Annotated in this window: 10 protein-coding genes and 1 tRNA gene; 4 read left to right on the top strand and 7 right to left on the bottom strand. The window is 34.8% G+C overall.

Translation table 11 applies throughout. From position 1 onward, the window contains the following. Window positions 1–129: 129 nt before the first annotated feature. Both CGC52_RS07895 and CGC52_RS07885 read right to left on the bottom strand, forming a co-directional pair. Complete coding sequence (locus CGC52_RS07895; RefSeq protein WP_095894029.1) at window positions 130–6960, bottom strand: gliding motility-associated C-terminal domain-containing protein; 6831 nt, start codon at window positions 6958–6960, stop codon at window positions 130–132. A gap of 580 nt (window positions 6961–7540) precedes the next feature. Beyond that, window positions 7541–7960: an IS1 family transposase gene (locus CGC52_RS07885; RefSeq protein ID WP_232751805.1), complete on the bottom strand. Its 420-nt coding sequence runs from the start codon at window positions 7958–7960 to the stop codon at window positions 7541–7543. 216 nt (window positions 7961–8176) lie between these two features. Between CGC52_RS07885 and CGC52_RS11370 the strand changes: the two genes are divergently transcribed. Genes CGC52_RS11370 through CGC52_RS07865 form a run of 4 tightly spaced genes read left to right on the top strand, consistent with a single transcriptional unit; the run spans window position 8177 to window position 14460 of the window. Then, window positions 8177–8644 carry a tetratricopeptide repeat protein gene (locus CGC52_RS11370; protein ID WP_111966940.1) on the top strand — a complete coding sequence of 156 codons (468 nt, stop codon included), beginning with the start codon at window positions 8177–8179 and terminating at the stop codon, window positions 8642–8644. A 6-nt stretch (window positions 8645–8650) separates the two neighbouring features. Beyond that, the gene (locus CGC52_RS07875; protein WP_095894027.1) at window positions 8651–12361 is read left to right on the top strand and encodes a DEAD/DEAH box helicase; all 3711 of its coding nucleotides are present in this window, start codon (window positions 8651–8653) and stop codon (window positions 12359–12361) included. Further along, window positions 12339–12992: a hypothetical protein gene (locus CGC52_RS07870; RefSeq protein WP_095894026.1), complete on the top strand. Its 654-nt coding sequence runs from the start codon at window positions 12339–12341 to the stop codon at window positions 12990–12992. The genes CGC52_RS07875 and CGC52_RS07870 overlap by 23 nt, the downstream gene beginning before the upstream one ends. A gap of 1 nt (window position 12993) precedes the next feature. Further along, window positions 12994–14460: a tetratricopeptide repeat protein gene (locus tag CGC52_RS07865; protein WP_095894025.1), complete on the top strand. Its 1467-nt coding sequence runs from the start codon at window positions 12994–12996 to the stop codon at window positions 14458–14460. Window positions 14461–14652: 192 nt separating this feature from the next. Here the strand turns inward: CGC52_RS07865 and CGC52_RS07860 are convergent. From CGC52_RS07860 to CGC52_RS07840, 5 genes are all read right to left on the bottom strand, one after another. Next, window positions 14653–14726: transfer RNA gene (locus CGC52_RS07860), tRNA-Ile, on the bottom strand. A gap of 105 nt (window positions 14727–14831) precedes the next feature. Next, window positions 14832–15731: a DUF1835 domain-containing protein gene (locus tag CGC52_RS07855; protein ID WP_095894024.1), complete on the bottom strand. Its 900-nt coding sequence runs from the start codon at window positions 15729–15731 to the stop codon at window positions 14832–14834. Window positions 15732–15871: 140 nt separating this feature from the next. Beyond that, window positions 15872–18091, bottom strand: coding sequence for an NADP-dependent isocitrate dehydrogenase (locus CGC52_RS07850; protein ID WP_095894023.1), 2220 nt, complete (start codon window positions 18089–18091; stop codon window positions 15872–15874). Window positions 18092–18296: 205 nt separating this feature from the next. Continuing rightward, window positions 18297–18968: a spermidine synthase gene (locus tag CGC52_RS07845; protein WP_095894022.1), complete on the bottom strand. Its 672-nt coding sequence runs from the start codon at window positions 18966–18968 to the stop codon at window positions 18297–18299. Further along, the gene (locus CGC52_RS07840) at window positions 18965–19462 is read right to left on the bottom strand and encodes a hypothetical protein (RefSeq protein ID WP_095894021.1); all 498 of its coding nucleotides are present in this window, start codon (window positions 19460–19462) and stop codon (window positions 18965–18967) included. Before CGC52_RS07840 ends, CGC52_RS07845 begins: the two co-directional genes overlap by 4 nt. Window positions 19463–19659 lie beyond the last annotated feature (197 nt).

Genomic DNA, 19659 nt, shown 5'->3' with positions numbered 1-19659 from the left:
CAATCATCTAAAAAACAGCCTAATTTTTGTCCATTATACCTAATTTTAGTTTGTGGAAAAAACCAAAATATAAAAAAAACGGAAACCATCAAAAGCTTCCGTTTATTTTTTGTCGGTCAGCAGTCTTTATTAATATTTGATATACATCCAACTAGCTTTAGTATATTTCCTATTATTTTTATCAGAATATTCAATGATATAATAATACGTTCCTTGTGGTAATTTACTTGAAGGGGCGATAGTTAAGCCTATATTTGAATGCCCTTTAAATACCTTTTCTTTGTTGTTATATCCTTTTATTTCAAAGACTTTTATACCTGAGTAATTATATATTGCGACCTTATTAGTTGGAAAGTCCTCAATTCCTCTAATGTAGAAGAAATCATTCAAACCATCTGCATTCATTGACATTCCATTGTATGGAATAACATCGTTTAAGACTCTAATTGTTACCAGTGCAGTTGCACAACTTCCTAAACCATCACAAATTTTATACTCAAAAGTATCTATACCGACAAATCCTTTGTTTGGTACGTAGATTATCACATCATCGGAAGGATTGTTAAACGCTCCGTTATTGAACAAGCTGACTTTTCCGTTCGTAGGTGAAACTACCACAGACAGAGTTCCTGTTGTTGGTACGTTTTCATCGTTTTTCAATACACGTACTCCCACTGTCATTCCTGTCAGAACTTCATCCTCATCATCATTTGCAATAATATAGGAAATTGGTGTTTGAACTTTCGTAACGATTAGCACTACTGTTGCTGTAGCACAATTTTCAGGAACTGCTCCTATCTCGCATATTTGATATGTAATGGTATATGTTCCTGTGTTTGTGCTTGATGCAACTGTTAGCGTTCCTTCCGATGTTATCGCAACACCACTTCCTCCGTCATTTAGAATTGATGTAGAAACTGTGGAAGAGTTCACTCCAACTCCCCCTAAACTGTCATTAGCATGAACCGTTTCTGTACTCGTAGAACCTACTTCTATCGTAATAGTGTCATTTTCTGCATTGATAACATTTGTTGGTGTTTGAACTTTCGTAACGATTAGCACTACCGTTGCTGTGGCACAATTTTCAGGAACTGCTCCTATCTCGCATATTTGATATGTAATGGTATATGTTCCTGTGTTTGTGCTTGATGCAACTGTTAGCGTTCCTTCCGATGTTATCGCAACACCACTTCCTCCGTCATTTAGAATTGATGTAGAAACTGTAGAAGAGTTCACTCCAATTCCCCCTAAACTGTCATTAGCGTGAACCGTTTCTGTACTCGTAGAACCTACTTCTATCGTAATAGTGTCATTTTCTGCATTGATAACATTTGTTGGTGTTTGAACTTTCGTAACGATTAGCACTACCGTTGCTGTGGCACAATTTTCAGGAACTGCTCCTATCTCGCATATTTGATATGTAATGGTATATGTTCCTGTGTTTGTGCTTGATGCAACTGTTAGCGTTCCTTCCGATGTTATCGCAACACCACTTCCTCCGTCATTTAGAATTGATGTAGAAACTGTGGAAGAGTTCACTCCAATTCCCCCTAAACTGTCATTAGCGTGAACCGTTTCTGTGCTTGTAGAACCTACTTCTGTCGTAATGGTGTCATTTTCTGCATTGATAACATTTGTTGGTGTTTGAACTTTCGTTACGATCAACGTTACCGTTGCTGTAGCACAATTTTCAGGAACTGCTCCTATCTCGCATATTTGATACGTAATGGTATATGTTCCTGTGCTTGTGCTTGATGCAACTGTTAGCGTTCCTTCCGATGTTATCGCAACACCACTTCCTCCGTCATTTAGAATTGATGTAGAAACTGTGGAAGAGTTCACTCCAATTCCCCCTAAACTGTCATTAGCGTGAACCGTTTCTGTGCTTGTAGAACCTACTTCTGTCGTAATGGTGTCATTTTGTGCATTGATAACATTTGTTGGTGTTTGAATTTTTGTTACGATCAACGTTACCGTTGCTGTGGCACAATTTTCAGGAACTGCTCCTATCTCGCATATTTGATACGTAATGGTATATGTTCCTGTGCTTGTGCTTGATGCAACTGTTAGCGTTCCTTCCGATGTTATCGCAACACCACTTCCTCCGTCATTTAGAATTGATGTAGAAACTGTGGAAGAGTTCACTCCAACTCCCCCTAAACTGTCATTAGCATGAACCGTTTCTGTACTCGTAGAACCTACTTCTATCGTAATGGTGTCATTTTCTGCATTGATAACATTTGTTGGTGTTTGAACTTTCGTTACGATCAACGTTACCGTTGCTGTGGCACAATTTTCAGGAACTGCTCCTATCTCGCATATTTGATAAGTAATGGTATATGTTCCTGTGCTTGTGCTTGATGCAACTGTTAGCGTTCCTTCCGATGTTATCGCAACACCACTTCCTCCGTCATTTAGAATTGATGTAGAAACTGTGGAAGAGTTCACTCCAACTCCCCCTAAACTGTCATTAGCATGAACCGTTTCTGTACTCGTAGAACCTACTTCTATCGTAATAGTGTCATTTTGTGCATTGATTTCACATATTTTCTGCACAACAAATGTAGTTGTTGCACTGCACACTCCGTTAGAAAGTGTCATTGTGTATGTATTTCCAATAGTAAATCCTGTAATAATCTCTCCTACATGGGTTACAGAAGGATCGTTAAACGTGTAAGTATAGCTTGTGTCATAATTCGTAATCGTCGCTATTCCAGAAGTTACGCAAGTTGCATTTGTAACTTGTATGTTTGCTATTGGTTTCGAAATTACTGTAATGGTTGCTACATTTGCTATTGGCGTCACAACACACCCCTCAGCATTGCTTACTGATGTCAAAGTCAATGTATGTACACCTGTGGCACTTACCGTTACAGAGGTACTTCCTCCGAATAAGTTTACACTCGCTGAAGTGTCGTTTAGTCTATAGTTTACAACAGTATTAGGAGTGCCTATTATTTCAAAATAAGCGGGGGTTCCTTCACATACAATTGTATGAGAAGTATTAACCACTGGTATTATTGGAGATGTTTTTACAGTTACGCTTACTATATCACTAAAAATATCGTCACAAAAAGGATTTGATATTTTAACATAGTAGTATTTACTTCCTCCTGTACCTGTCGAAGGCGTATATGTTGAAGAGGTTGCTCCTGTAATTAAAGAAGCTCCAGTGGTGGTTGCTACTCCATTTTCATACCATTGATATACCTCTGTTCCTATAGAGGAAGATGCTAAAACGGATAAAATGACAGCCTCATTTTCGCATACTACAACCGAATTCGGTTGAGTGGTAACTGTGAGTGTTGAAAAAGACAAGGTTACTGCTCTTGTTTCGGGTTCACATACTGTAGTTTCTACACCATAATGGTATATCTCCGTAGGCTTTAAAACATAATTTTTTGGTAATTTTATCTTTGAGGAGCCTACAATCTGATAGATAGTCCAACTTGCTGTCGCAACTGATATGTTTGGTAGTTTTGATATTAAATCTTCTACTGTTGCTCCTTTACAAACAGTTCTACCCACATTAATAAAGTCGGGGTCTATTGCATGTGGATCATTTATAACAAAGAAAACAGGAGCCCTAATTAACTCACAAGAGGGATCGGTGCCACTCAGATATACCGAATAGTACATTGTAGAGGTAACTACAGCATTAGGTAGTGTAGTTGTAGGAGTTATGGCTGTATTTGAGTCATACCATATAAATACATTATCGGGGGACTCTCTTTTAATTGCCGTACGTACATGTTCCTCTACCTGCTGTAGCGTTAGAGGAGAATTGACACAATAGCTTAATGTTTGAGTTTTTACCCCAACTGCCCTTTGGATGATTAATGTAGCTGTTGTGGAAGTTACTTGTCCACAAGGAGAAGTGTACGTGTAAACAAAGGTAGCTTGATTTCCTACGGTTCTTTGTAATACTCTCAAGTTGATGTTAACTGTCCCTTCAGACTCTTCAGGAACGACGTAGTTTCCGGATTGTTCAGTAATTACCCCCGTGAAAGACTGTAATGAACCGAATAATTTATCTTTAATGTCGTAATTAGTAGGTAGAACTTTACCTTCTGGGGGAGCACATTCCACAACGACTGGCGACACGGTAGAAAAATCTGGAAGAGGATTTTCTACTCCCATGGTGAAAGTATGTGTATAAACCAATGTACATGTAAAAGTTGAAAAGCTCTTAGGCGTAAGGGTCAATACATAATAATTTGGAGTAAAGTCTCCCACCTCTAATGAAGGAATTGATAAGGTCGTCCCTGTGGAAGTAGCTCCTAAACCATCGGAACGTACCCAACTATAATCAAATGATTTGGTCATATCAGGAATAGAAAGCTCTGCAGGAACACCTTGACAATATGGGCCTATCCTATTTGGTGTTATCTCAACAGGAATGATGTTTGCCAATGAACGAGATAGTATTTTCCTATTTCCACACGCATCACTTATGGCAAAGGAGTAGGTAGCCGTAGCGCTTGATTCGTCAATCATGAAAAATCCGTGATTAGTTGGTGTGTAGGTAGTTAATGCTATTCCATTTCTTCTTAGGATTTGATAGGTGTATGGCTCTCTTCCCCCTTCTCCTATAATTTGCACTCCGTAAGAATTGCCTTGACAATGTACAACTCGTACATCTGATATGGTAGGTCTTTGTGAAGCAAAATCATACTCACTAATGATATTATCAGAACATCCCAATTGGTTCAACCCTCTTCGTGCAAAGACTCTAAATTTCGTATAAATACTCGAATATTGTGATAAATCAATTGGAGGAAGATTTTGAATCAAAGGTCTTTCGTTTCCTTTGAATAATATTTCCCCATAAAGATGTCTTTGTGTTCGACTTGGAGGTGGGGCCGGATTTGGATTCTCCCATATCTTCGTTATGGGGTTATATGCCATCAACTCGTACAGTATTTCGTATGAGTCTGGACTGGATGCAGGACGATCTATTTTAAGAGTAGGTCTACAATGAGCGTCAACCTCCCAAGTAACCGTAGGGTAAGGATTCTCCACTGTAGTAATAGTTAGCTCTTTATCTGCTCCACATGAGAAGTTTTCACCACGAATTTTGTAAGTTCCAGGAGGCATATTTCTGAACGTCATAGAGTGTGTTGGAAGATTCGTATGAGGATATGGATACGTTATCACATAAGGGAGTACCATGCCTGTTGGCAAATCACTGTGATTACCTGAATAACTCATAATACGAATTTGTTGTGGAGGATTTTCTTTATCAAATCGTAAACCTATAGTGCCACGTTGCTGTTCACAATCAGCGAGATAAGAATGAAACGAGAAGTAAGCTTCAGGAGAGGTTGTTGTACTGATTACGGTTATGCTTCTCGTAAATGAAAAAACACAACTCGGATTATCATTAAAAATCACACGTACCCGATAATCACCTAATTTCAAAAACTCAGGCGAAACAATTACTAAAGAGTTAGTAACTTTTTCTTTTACATAAGAATTTCCATAAGTGGATGTTTTATAGAAACCAGCATGAATTGGATTAAATTCAGAGGGATAATCTTCCAAAACAACATCAAATGATTCCTTTACTCCTGTAACTTTAACAGCAAGACCCTTATCCTGACATGTTATCTTTGGTTGTTCTAACGATAATCCTTTATCCAAAACTTGTTCACGTGTTTCAACTTTTTTTGTGTTTTTATTCTTGTCAAAAACGATAGTTCCCCCACAACCTTCTTGAATAATGGTTCGTATATTCCATACTCCCGATTCTTTTAGGATGCCCAATTCAACATGGTCTTTTTTAAAAAACAATTTTCCTTGATTGGATGACAAATCAAAGTCTCCTCCATTGTCAATTATGTCCTGTTTGCTATTGTAAACATGTGTATTGGTGTACACTTGATTTGTTGGTGAGGTATAAACTAATGTAACTGTAAGAGGGTAAGGTAGTTTATCTCCTTGAAGTACTTCATAGTCTGTGGACACTTGAGATGTGAATGACATATCTCTATCACAACCAGCTTTAAAGGTACTAGCTCCAACGACGTAATCAGTGTTTGCATTCGAAAATGAGGGTGGAGATGTTTTTATATAAACGGGGTTATTCCCCACACGGATATCTCCACAGGCGTTTTCAACATCGACTCTATATTCTCCTTCCGAAAGACCTGTAAATACATGCGAAGATTGCTCTGTAATAAGAGATCCATCTGACCAATTTCTTAATCGGTAAATATGGGGAAAAGATTGCGATTCAGTCATGGTTACTGTTATAGTTCCAGCTGCAGGAGCTGCACAATACTGACCTTGTGCAACAAATCTGATATCTTTCTTTTTGTCTTTTATAACAATGACTTTTGGATTTGCTTTTACTACCTGACCAGGAGGAGAAATTCTTTCTGCTTTAAGTTCGTATTTACCAGCGGGTAAATTCTCGATACTATTGGAGGGTAATAAAGTAAAATGAGTGTCTGCTTCGCGTTTATAAAAATATCTATAATTAGTAGCATCAATACCTGCACCTACCATATTAAGGTAAATAGCTCCCCCTTCTGTACAATCTTCATGGCGATAACGTACATTCAAAAAACGATTATTAGCAGGTCTTAACTTGACACTACCAGGAAACACATGCACACAAGTTCCTTTTAATCCTTTGACAGTGAATCTTCTTTCACTCGGGGATGCATTAAATATCCCTACATCAATAGCCATTGCTTTAGCTATAGGGTCGTATGTTGCTGTATAAACATCTCCTGTCGCATTGTCTGTCGCAGTAAATACGTAATCCGTAGTGTCATACGTGTTTTCTAAATAAATGATACCCTTGTCTCCTATCGTAACGCGATGGACAGAGGAAGTGTTTAGAAAAATGGATTCAAAATACAACAAATCATTCGCATCACACTGTCCCCAAATTTTGGAAAGAGGGGCAACTAAAAAAAATAGTAAGCCCCATAAAATATTTATTTTTTTCATAGTTGTGTTTTTAGTGATTTAATGTTACACTTATCATAATTTCTATTTTTTATACATTTAATTTTATTGTAGACTGTATCAAAATTCATAAGCAAATTCGGTCATAATTCACCGTCATTTTGTTGTTACATTTAATTCCGTGACTACAAAGGAAGACCTCAAATCAATGGACAAAGCTACAAAAGACAAATCATTTCTCAAAACAAAACTTGTTGAAATTTAAGACATTGCTTAAACTTTAACATATTCAACTTTTTAATTATTATAGTGTTCAATCCAAATTATACGATGGGATTTTTTTATTTGAAATCAATGGGATAATCCCATAATTCTATGAATCAATTTCGACGTTGTTTTGTCAGGGCTATTCGGAGTTTAATTTCATTATCTACTTTTTCAAAATAGGCTCCTATAGCAAATGTCCTACATCGTAATATGTTGATAATGATTTTTGCGTTTTCTCCTGCAAAACAAATATTCTAAATAGACATCAGATTATACGCAATCATCAAAAATATCAAAGCTGCTTCGATTGGAAAAACCTCTTTCAAATTAAAATTCCCTGCTACAAAATCTTGTTTTAATTCCTTAAATTCTGTTCTCTGCATCGCCTCGCTGAAGTATAGCCTCCATAGATCAACCGCTTTTTATTTTTCTTTTTTTTCACAAAAGTCCAAAGTTCATCAACTTGTAACGATTTGTATTTGTTTTGTTTGGGTTTGATTTCTCGATTGAAATTTACCAAAACCGAAAGTACTTTTTTGATGCTAACTTTCTCAATTTCAGCAATATCACGAATGCCTACATTTCTTGCCAAAAGCAAGAGAATTTTCGCAGCGATATGCGAAGCCCAACCTTTGTAGGTCAGATTATGGTCGCCGATGAATTGGCGTTTACAGGTTTTGCAAAGATAATTTTGTTTTTTGTTCTTTTTATTCCCATTTTTGACTATCTTTGTGCATTGACAATTGGGGCAGTGGAGTTTAATTGTTATTAGCATTCAACAAAAATACAACTTTACTCCCTGATTGTCAAATTTTTATACCATCATACTTTTTAAAACACGACCAATTTACCAGAATACCTCATTCATTATCAAAAAGCAATTGATGATTATTACAATCAAAACTATCAAGAGGTTTTAGTTAATATTAACAAAACAATTGCGATATCCGACATTGACGATTGGAGACATTTTGCTTTTAAAGCTAATGTATTGGAAGATTTAGGACGATACAATGAAGCCATCGAAAATTATACTAAAGCTATTGATTATGCGAGTGATGATATTCGCATATACGCTCAATACCACCAAATAGGATTTTGTTATATGAGTTTAAACAATCATAAGAAGGCAATTGAATTGAAAAAGAAACATCCAAATTCCCCACTCAATGAAGATTTGGAGGGAATGTATATGGGAGTGATGTTGGGAGTAGAATTTAAGCGTATGTATAACAACAGAGGAAATTCCCTAAAAAACATAGGAAGGCTTCAAGATGCTTTTGAAGATTGCAAGAAGGCATTAGAGTACGATGTCAATTATTCCAACCCATATTTGTTACTTTCTCAAATTTTTTCCCAAGCTGATCAAGAGGATAAAGCACTCATATTTTTGAAAAAATCAGCGGATTTAGGAAATCAAAATGCACAACGAATGTTAAGACAATTAGGCTATTTTTAAAAAACAATGAAAAAATACACAGCTAACTACATACATACTAATTCTAATTTTGTTATCCAAAATTTAAAAGACAGACAAACGGAAGACACAGAACTATATGCTTTTTGTTGTGTTTTGAAAAACATTTTACAAAGAGGTGTCCCCACTTGGATGTCTAAATTTCTACAAGAAAAATTGGGTAAAATTCACGAAAAGGAAAATTTTACAAATTATTTTTTGTATCCAAACTCAGAAAAGGTTGTTTGGCATAGTACAATAAAGGGAGACGAACAAGAAAATATTTTTCCTGCTCGTCGTTTTTATGAAGAAATTATTCTCAAAGAATTTGGGGAATATGCCTTTATTCAATCACTTATTGTGCCCGAAATAGAAATCAATGAAATTTGTGGAGACAACGAAAGCTTTAAAAATCAGCAAGTTGATTTTTATCTTCCACAGGCAAAATTAGTTATCGAAATAGACGGAAAACATCATGAAGAAGAAAGCCAAAAAAAATTAGACACCGAAAGAGACAACTACCTAAAAGGGAAAGGAATTTTAACCATTCGTATTAAAACAGCTGAACTTAAAAACAGAAAATATACAGACAAAATAAACGAGATACTTAATCATTTAGGAAGATATGAAAAATTATTAAATATATACAAGTTAGCATATTCCATTGATATTGAGAATGTTTCAAAAGAAATCCTCAACGAAAAATATCTTCCAACAGCCATTATTCGTTTTCAAATATTGGTATTGGAGTTATTGATGAATGGTCAATTGAAACTTGACACTGATTGGAATTTTAATATTTTCACAGAAGTCAATCTAAATAATTTTGCAGAATTAGCCATTGAAGATATTTTTATTTGGTTCGAGCATTTGTATTTATTAAAAAACAAAAAATCAATTAACAAACCTAAGGTCAATATTCATTTTGCAGAAGAAAAACACGAATTTAAAACCAATTTTATTAATATAAATTTTTCATTGTCAAAAAGATATACGGATGAAAATCTGCTCTATCCTGAAACAATTTTTGTAAGAACGGATTATTTTGATAGGATACGCGATAAAAATTATTTCCAAGTAAGTACTTCTCAACCTATCAACTATGAGGTTACCAAAGATGATGAAAAGACGATTGAGTTTTTTCTGCAAAATATTTTTGATAAACCGAATCTTCGCGAAGGACAATTTCCAATTATTGCCAACGCCCTAAACCGAAAAGACACTATTGGTCTTTTACCAACAGGGGGTGGAAAATCGTTGTGTTATCAACTACCTTGCTTATTGCAACCCAGCATTAATTTTGTAGTTTGTCCCATCAAATCGCTTATGTATGACCAGAAAGAAAATTTAGATAACATACTGATAACTAATACTAATTGGGTTACAAGTGATTTAGAACCAGAAAAAAAAAGCAACATAGAACAAAACTTTGAACAAGGAAAATATCTACTCACGTGGATTTCCCCAGAGCGTTTCCAAATACAAAGTTTTAGAGATAAGATTTTAAGTATTAACGCTAAATTTTCAATTGCCTATGCTGTAATCGACGAGGTACATTGCCTTTCGGAATGGGGACATAGTTTTAGACTTTCGTATCTGAATTTGGCAAAAACCATTGACGCACTCAGTCCAAAAGATGAAAACGGAGAAGGAGTAATCAAGTTTTTAGGACTTACCGCCACGGCATCAGTTAATGTATTGAAAGATATAAAAATAGAATTTTCAAGACAAAAAACACGATTAGAAGACGAAAACATAAAATCATTAACAGATTACAGCCGAAAAGAACTTGAATTTCAAGTCATCAAAGATAAAAAGGACAAAGCAGAGGAGTTGAAAACTCTGCTTGAACAATTCAAAAACGAAGATGGCTTCTTAGAAAATGACGAAAGAGCAGGGCTTATTTTTACACCGAATGTAAATGGTTACAAGGGCTGTTATACAGTTTCTAACCATTTATCAACAATATACCCTAACAAAGTGAGTTGGTATGCAGGAAGTATTCCAAATGATAAAACATATCACACGGTAAAAATACCTGAGCAATATGCTCATAATCATCTTGCACTTATTAACGAAATAAAACGGCAGTTGAAAGATTTTGATAATACTTTATCAGAAGAAGAAATTGATACAATTATACGAAATAACGGGGATATCAATCAAATACAAAGCAGAGCAAGTAAAAACAATGGGGTATATCTTCTGTCAATTAAACAGATTCCAAAATTCAGTGAAAAAAAATTCAAAGACCACAAAGACAAGGTTCAAAAAGCATTCAAGCAAAATAAATACTCATTACTTGTTGCTACCAAATCGTTCGGAATGGGAATTGATAAAGATAACACTTTTTACACCATTCATTATGGCATTCCCTCCTCTGTAGAATCGCTTTATCAAGAAGCAGGGCGTGCGGGAAGATGGGCAAAAATTCCTGAAAATGAACATAAAAAAGGAAGGTGTTTTGTTTTATTCTCTCCTGAAACTTTGAGTCCAAGTCAAACAAATAAGGTTATAGATGAACAAGATATAGACTTAAATGATTTACATCAAACGGACACAAATGATTATATTTCAGAAGTTTTTGCACAAAACACAACTATTAAACGCATTAAAGAGATAACAGAAGCTGTAGAGAAGAATGACCAAAAAGATGTTTCGGCACAACTATATTTATTTTTACAAGGGTTAAACGATGTTGATGAAGATTTAAAAGCAGTTTTAGATTTTAAAAATCGTTATTTTGAAAAACATAAAACAAAAACAATCACTTTTTTTGGTACAAAGGGACGAGAAAACCAAGAAAAAATTATTTACCGCTTGTCTCTTTTAGGAATCGTTAAAGATTGGACAAATAATTTTGTAAATCAGTTTGAAGTAACATTTTCATCTGATGAGGATAGTCACATTTTAAAAAGTATTGAAAACTATGTTGGAAAATACGAATTAACCAAAAACATTGCCAATGAAATAGAGAAAACAGAAGGTAGTAGTTTTTTAGAAAAAAGCACAAGGTATCTTTTGCAATGGATTTTTGACCATATTGTTTATAATCGCAAACAATCACTTAAAACATTGTATGACTGGTGTTTAGAATTTAAAGATAGTGCTTCATTTAAAAAACAATTGGATAGTTATTTTGTTTTTAGTGATTTAACTTTTATTCTTCAAGCTCTTGGCGAAAAACCTCTTGATTATAAAAATTGGTTTGATGTTTTTTATTTTGAAGAGGAAACAAATGAGTCAATTAACGGACAATTAAAAAAGAATAAAATATTCATTCCTACACTAAAAGATAAGATGTTACGCAATGATAAGTATAGAAATTTGCGTGATGTCATTAGCCGTTTTTTGGAAAGTTATAAAAATAATATTGGTTTAGATTTTGTGAGTGGTTTGGTTCGTTTAGCTTTAGATGATTTCAAAAATTTGGATGGAAAACCACGTTTTGAAAACGCCCTTAAAATGATTACAACAGAGTTCTCCAAGGAAAATCAACAAGAAATATTAGACAAATTGATGTCCTTAGGAAAACATTTTGAAACACACCAAAAAGAACAAATTTGTATCTCAATTAAAAAATATTTTTCAGAGCAAGTTTTTGTTTCCTTTGCAGACGAATTTCATCTGCCCTATTTATTAGTTGATTTGTATCAACAAAGAATTGAAAAATTAAAGCAAATAAATAATCAGTTATATGAGCAACTTAGAGAAATTTAGCCAAGCACTTGAAAATTTGAATACAGAAGCTCAAAATTTAAAAGAGATAGGTGCAACTTATAAGAAAATAGAATCTTTATGTTCTGAATATAAGGAAATTAATGATAAAGCAACGAAAAATAACGATACTTTGTCTGAAATATTGCACTTGCAAGAGCAGGGGCAAAAAAAGATTTCAGAATCAATGGTAAAAATTGAGCAAGAAAGAATCTTTTTTCAAAAAGAATTTACTCAAACCATACAACGAAGTTTTGAAATCATTACTTCTTCACTTAAAGAAATAGATGATAATCGAAAACTGTACCAAGCAGAACTTACAGAAAGTATTCACAACGATATTGATATTCTTTCTAAAAACAATAAAACCTTATACCAAGATTGGGAAAAAGATGTACGAATAAAATTAGAAAATCACAAGTTTGAAATAAAACAACTTATTGAAAATGAGAGAAATCAAATAAAACAAATTTTTGAAATCGAATTTTCAAAGGCTGTTAAAACACTTTCAGAAACCATACAAAACGAAAGTCAAAGTATTCGTAAAAAACAAAATACAGACAAAAACTTCGTATTGTTTTTCTCTATAGTTATTATCTTACTCTGTGCCTTTATAATCTATAAAGTGATATAATATGCCGTACACCCAAAGCAATCAACCCCAAACTCCCAACGAAGGCAATTCAGAGGCTTTATTTTCATTGGGAAAATACCATTATGAAAAGTATGTCCTTTCATATGGAGCAGAAGATTTCTATACGGCAAAAAAGTATTTGCAAATTTTAGCTGAGCAAAACAATGATGATGCTCAATTTCTGTTGGGAATGCTTTACAAAACAAAAGAGGGTGCTCATAGCAAAGAGGCGATACATTGGTTTTTACAAGCAGAACAAAACGGAGTTAAGGATGCTACTGACGAGCTAAATCAATTTCACTATATCAAAGAAAAAGCTGAAAATGGCTGTCCAGAATCCCTATTCCAATTGGGGGAATACTACGAGTTTCAAGGATTCTATGCCGATGCTGCCGAGTGTTGGGAAAAAGCTGCCCATCAAGGGTGTGTTTTGGCACAAAACAAACTTTATGATTTCCACAAAAGTAATCATAATTACGTAGAATCTGAATATTGGGAAGCAAAACTAGCTCAGAACGAAAAAGATAGACAAATTGAACTGGGAGCATTACACCTTCAACTTGAGAATTATAAAGAGGCTATATATTATCTCAAAAAAATAGCCGTAGGAGAAGGTGAATACGGAGAATATCCTTACCAGTCGTATGATGATTATATTGAAGAGTGGCTTTATGGTTGCCATAGAGAGACGCTTCAAGAAGCTATTTATTGGTTGAGCAGGATAGCGAGAATAAATGAAAATATAAAATCCTATTTAATAAAACTTGATGAAAAGTTCATTTCTTTGCTATACACTGAAAAACACATTTTTTGGTTGGAAAAGTTAGCTAAAAAGGAAAGTATTACGGCTCACGAATATTTGATGCTTCTATATTACGAACAAGGATTGTTTGATCCTGCTTCACATTGGTATGGAAAATCATTTGAAACGGGTAATGAGCAGGAAATAAAGATAATATGGAAAATATATAATTCTCCTTTTAAATATAACTCTTTGTTTTCAGACACAATATCATATTGGGAGGAAAAATTAGCTGAACGAGGCTATGCAGAAGCCCAATACGAAATAGCAAATGACTATTTTGATAAAGGAAATTACGAGAAAGCTATTGAATGGTATGAAAAATCTGCTAAACAGGGGCATTATTGGGCTCAATGCTATCTTGGAGAATTATTATACGAACAAGTAGAAGACTATAACAAAGCTATTTATTGGCTGAATCAAGCCGAACTACAAAAAAAAGACTATGACGACGATGAATCTTTTCTTCAAGTCAATCCTAAATCTTTTAAAAATTTAACCCAAGAATCGTGGCAAATTGTACTACATTGGTATAGAGTTGCTATCGAAAAAGGAGATTATTTGGGGCAACTGCATTTGGGGATTTGCTATAATGAAGGTTTAGGAACTGAGAAAGACCTTGATAAAGCTTTGTTCTGTCTTAAAAAATCAGGAATTAGTAATTAAGTATAGATAGTTCATTGTTTAGTTTAAGCATTAATAATTTTAAGACACTATCCCTCTAAGTGTGTAAGTTAAAAAGTTGGGGTTAAGTTTTGGGAGTATCCCATAATGCAAATGTATCAAATGTTTCACATATGCTTCACACATAAAAAACAGAAAAGGCTTTACATTTCTGTAAAGCCTTGATTTTCTTTGTGGTCCCAGCTGGGCTCGAACCAGCGACCACCTGATTATGAGTCAGGTGCTCTAACCAACTGAGCTATGAGACCTGTCCACTGTAAGACGGTGCAATATTACATCTTTTTTTTTTCTTACGCAAGTAAAGAAAGAGTATTTTTTACACCATTGTATTTAAGTCGTTAAATATGAAACCTTTATAACTTCATAATTTTATTAGCAGGTTCATAATACAAAAAATTGTATTTTAAACTACCTCCAAAATAATCGTGTTCATTTCGCAGTGAGGCGTAAACATTCAACTCTTGTCGGAGTGCTTTTTCAGCATCTTCATTGATTTTTAACGGATTTAATGAAGAAAGTAAAGGTCTTAACCGATTAATCAGATTTTGATATTGAGCTGAAGCATATCCCATTTTTTGGTCGTTTTTTACCAAGTGACTTAACACAGCATCTCGGTTTCCATTGAGTTGGTAAATAGTTTCTAAAACATTTATCTCAACGTTATTTAAGCCATTCGCCACCAAAGGAAAACGTTTCAAGTGGAGTTGGATAGCATTAGGCAGTGCTGTTAAGCGAGTTTGTATGTTTTTGGTGTGTTTTTCTAATTGCAGAGGAGAATTGCTACAGTAGAGTTGCCAAATGTAATCAGCGTATTCGATATCATCTTGAATTAGCGGATGTCGCTGGGTGTAGGCAAGTTTTATTTTTTCAATAGTTTGGCTGCTTGGAAGTAAATTAACCCATGACACTTGAATATTTTTGCGGTGTTGCTTTATCCATGAAATCACACCTATCATGTTAAACTGACTTTGTAAGTCTTCTGCAAACCATAATACTATTTCATCTTGTGTTTTTTGATTGCATAGGTTTCTATATTCCTTCAAAACGGTTTCAATAAACGATGATTTTTCCGTATTATATTCATTTTTAAAAAAATCATACCGATTTTTCCAAAAATGTTCACTACCTACATCAGTTGTTGTTTTCCCCTCACAAAGCATTTCATTCCAAGTGATTACTTCTGATTTTGCGTAGGTTTGTTGCAATTTTTCAGAGGTAGATTGGTTGTTAGTAATATGTAGTACTCGTTTCATAATATCATTATTTTAGTTGTACAGACCATCCGCAAACTTACGAAAAAAAATAATATGATATATTTTTATTTTCGAAAAAAAATAATGAAGAGTAATAAAAAAGGCTATCTTTTTCAGTTAGATAGCCTCTTTTAAATACATTAACTCAAGATTCTATTTAATGTTTTACTTGGTTGCATTGCTGCATAAGTTCGTTTTTCATTCGGAGCATAATATCCCTCAATGCTGACAGGATGTCCCTGAACGCTTACTAATTCCTCAACGATTTTTGTCTCATTATCTTTCAACGCTTGTGCTATAGAAGCAAATTCACCTGCCAATTGGTGATCTTTATCTTGATTTGCCAAAGCCTCAGCCCAATACAAAGCTAAATAGAAATGGCTTCCACGGTTATCTAATTGTCCTAATTTTCGTTGAGGTGATTTATTGTTTTCCAACACTTTTTCGGTAGCTTCACCAAGAGCATTGGCTAAAACTAAGGCTTTTGGATTGTTGAAAGTTTCTGCAAGATGCTCTAATGAAACTTCTAATGCCAAAAATTCGCCCAATGAATCCCAACGCAAGTAGTTCTCTTCCAAGAATTGCTCCACATGTTTTGGGGCAGATCCACCAGCTCCTGTTTCAAACAATCCTCCTCCGTTCATCAGAGGTACAATAGAAAGCATTTTGGCACTGGTACCTAACTCTAAGATAGGGAACAAATCAGTTAAGTAATCACGAAGTACATTTCCTGTTACAGAAATGGTATCTTCCCCTTTCTTTAGGCGTTTTAACGTATAAACCGTAGCTTCTTCTGGTGATAAAATTTGGATATTTAAACCGTTGAGATCATAATTTTTAAGATATTCCTCCACTTTTTTGATAAGTTCATTATCGTGGGCTCTGTTTTTATCCAACCAAAAAACGGCTGGAGTTTGGGTTGCTTTAGCACGTGAAACTGCCAACTTTACCCAATCTTGAATAGGCGCATCTTTCACTTGACACATACGCCAAACATCACCAACTTCTACATTATGAGACAAATAAACCACTCCATCTTCCCCAATAACGTTCACTATTCCCGTCGCAGGGATTTCAAAAGTCTTGTCGTGAGAGCCATACTCTTCCGCTTTTTGAGCCATCAGTCCTACGTTCGGAACAGTCCCCATAGTAGTTGGGTCGAAAGCTCCGTGTTCTTTGCAGAATGCGATTACTTCTTTGTAAACTCCTGCATAAGAGCTATCAGGAATCACCGCCAAGGTGTCTTGAGCTTCGCCTTTGGCGTTCCACATTTTTCCTGAATTGCGAATCATTGCGGGCATTGATGCGTCAATAATAACATCGCTTGGCACGTGTAAATTGGTAATCCCTTTATCAGAATTTACCATTGCCAAAGCAGGTGCGTTTTCGATAGCCGTTTGAATATCTTTTTCAATAATCTCTCGTTCAGTATTTTCCAAATTCGACAGTTTAGCGATGATATCGCCCCAGCCGTTATTTGCGTCCGCTCCGATTTTTTTTAGAATATTTGCATGTTTTTCAAAAATATCGGCGAAGAAGGTACGCACTGCATGTCCAAAAATAATAGGGTCAGATACTTTCATCATCGTAGCTTTCATGTGTAATGAAAACAAAATGTTTTTATCTCTTGCCACTTGTACTTGTTCTTTTAGGAAAGTAAGCAAGGCTTTTTTGCTCATCACTGCTGCGTCAATGATTTCGCCCTTCTGTAAAGATGTTTTTTCTTTCAAGACTATTTTCTCTCCTTCAGCGGTTGTAAGCTCAATTCGTACGTTGTCTACTTTTTCTGTAGTTACCGACTTTTCACTGTGGTAAAAATCGCCTGTGGACATAGTAGCTACTTCGGTCAATGAATCTTTGCTCCAAGCGCCCATAGAATGAGGGTGTTTTTTGGCGTAGTTTTTCACTGCCTTTGGAGCTCTTCGGTCTGAATTTCCTTCTCGAAGCACTGGATTTACGGCACTTCCTTTAATTTTATCGTAACGTGTTTTAATCTGTTTTTCTCCTTCGGTAGTCGGATTTTCGGGGTAGTCAGGCAAATCGTATCCTTTGGATTGTAACTCTTTTATGGCAGCAATCAGCTGAGGTACTGAAGCACTAATGTTTGGTAGTTTAATGATGTTAGCCTCAGGTTGTGTTGCTAATTCTCCTAAAACTTTTAAAGCATCTTCCACCTGTTGTTCTTTGGTCAAAAAATCAGGGAAATTCGCCAGAATACGTCCCGCTAAGGAGATATCTTTCAACTGAAAATCAATATTTGACGAAGTCGTAAATCGTTTGATGATAGGCAATAGAGAATGGGTCGCCAATAACGGAGCTTCATCGGTTTTAGTGTAGATTATTGTTGCTTTTTGAGTCATTACTATATGATTTTTTATTAAGAAACCACAAATGTAACATTTTATTTCTAAAAAAAATAGTATTCCCTTAAAATATTTTAGCACAAATCTCAAAATAGCCATCACCTTCAAAAGAAAGTAATGAGTGCATTTCTCGTTTACGTACGAAGAAAAACGAAACGAACAAAATTATACTAAACGTATCGAAGTTTTTAATTCACGCACTTTAGGAGGTAGTGCCTTTCTTAAAAATCAGTAATAACTCATTGCTTCCTTCAACATTAGGAAGAACCTTTACTGTCGCATATTGTTTGCAATACTCAATAAAACGGAGATTCCTGATGGCGTCCTCTTTTCTTACTTTCATTGTGTTAAACAGAATGATTCCGTTGTTATTCAGCAATGAAATTGTTTGATTGATAAAAGCTTTCGAAAATAGAAAATCAGGCATGTGGTTATCCTGAAAAATATCAACGATAATTAGGTCATAGGTTTGTTTTGCTGTTTTGACAAAATTCTGAGCATCATCAATTACGATGTCTAAACCATCTATATCATTGATTATAAAATACTTATTTGCAATATCAACTACTTCACCATCTAATTCAACCGCTGTCATAGCCCCTTGGTAACCTATTTCATCAATCAGAGTTCTCACAACACTTCCTCCTGCCAGTCCCATTACTAAAATACGTTCCATTTCTCGCACACGTGCGAAACCTATTTTCTTCAAGCCAAATCGCAGAATACGCTGAAGACTTCCATAGGAATAGTTCGTATTCGGTGTATCAAGTATATAGCGACCGTTGTGTAATAACACCTCCAACGATGTACTCACCTGTGAGTCTTGTTTATGTACCGAAATAGGAATAATGTAACTAAGTATTTTCTTTATCATTCGATTCTTTTGAAAGTATTTTTGGCGTGATTCACGATTGCTTTACACAGTTGAGCATCTTTCTCGTCCGTATACTGAATTTCAATAATATAAAAACCTCTTTCACTATTGATTGTATATTTCATAAACGATGTTTTACCGTCTATCATTCCTTCAAGAAAATAGTAATCTTCGTCATGAAATTCTGTATTAGAATACTTTACATTTTCACTTTTCAAATCTTGATCATACGCCTCTTTCAAATTAACCCAATCAGATTCATCATTTATGATAAATGCATGATATCCTCCAAGAAGAATATCTTTTTCAGGATATCCAAGCCGAATTCCATCTAAATGGTTCATTACAACATCCATCTTCGTTGGATATTCAAACTGAAATTCGTAGTCCTGATTCAAATAAGTTTCATATGTAAACTCTGGCTCCCGTGGCTGTTGATTGTTACAACCTATCGAGATAAATATACCTACAAAAAAGATAATTAATTTATTCATATATTCTGATTTTTAATCACTTACAAACAATTTGTTACAAGAATATCAACTTTGTGCCGAATTTGATAAAGTTTCTGTTGTTGGGGTAACACATATTACTTTTATCCAGCCTTTGTTTTGTATCTGCGGAAAGGTTATATCTACTTTAGTCTTATCACAGGCGAGCAGAAAAAGTTTAATGTGCAGTTTTTCAAAAG

This window comes from Capnocytophaga sp. H2931 (assembly GCF_002302535.1).
In the GTDB taxonomy this organism is placed as follows: Bacteria; Bacteroidota; Bacteroidia; order Flavobacteriales; family Flavobacteriaceae; genus Capnocytophaga; species Capnocytophaga canis.
This window is presented reverse-complemented; position numbering and strand designations above follow the sequence as displayed.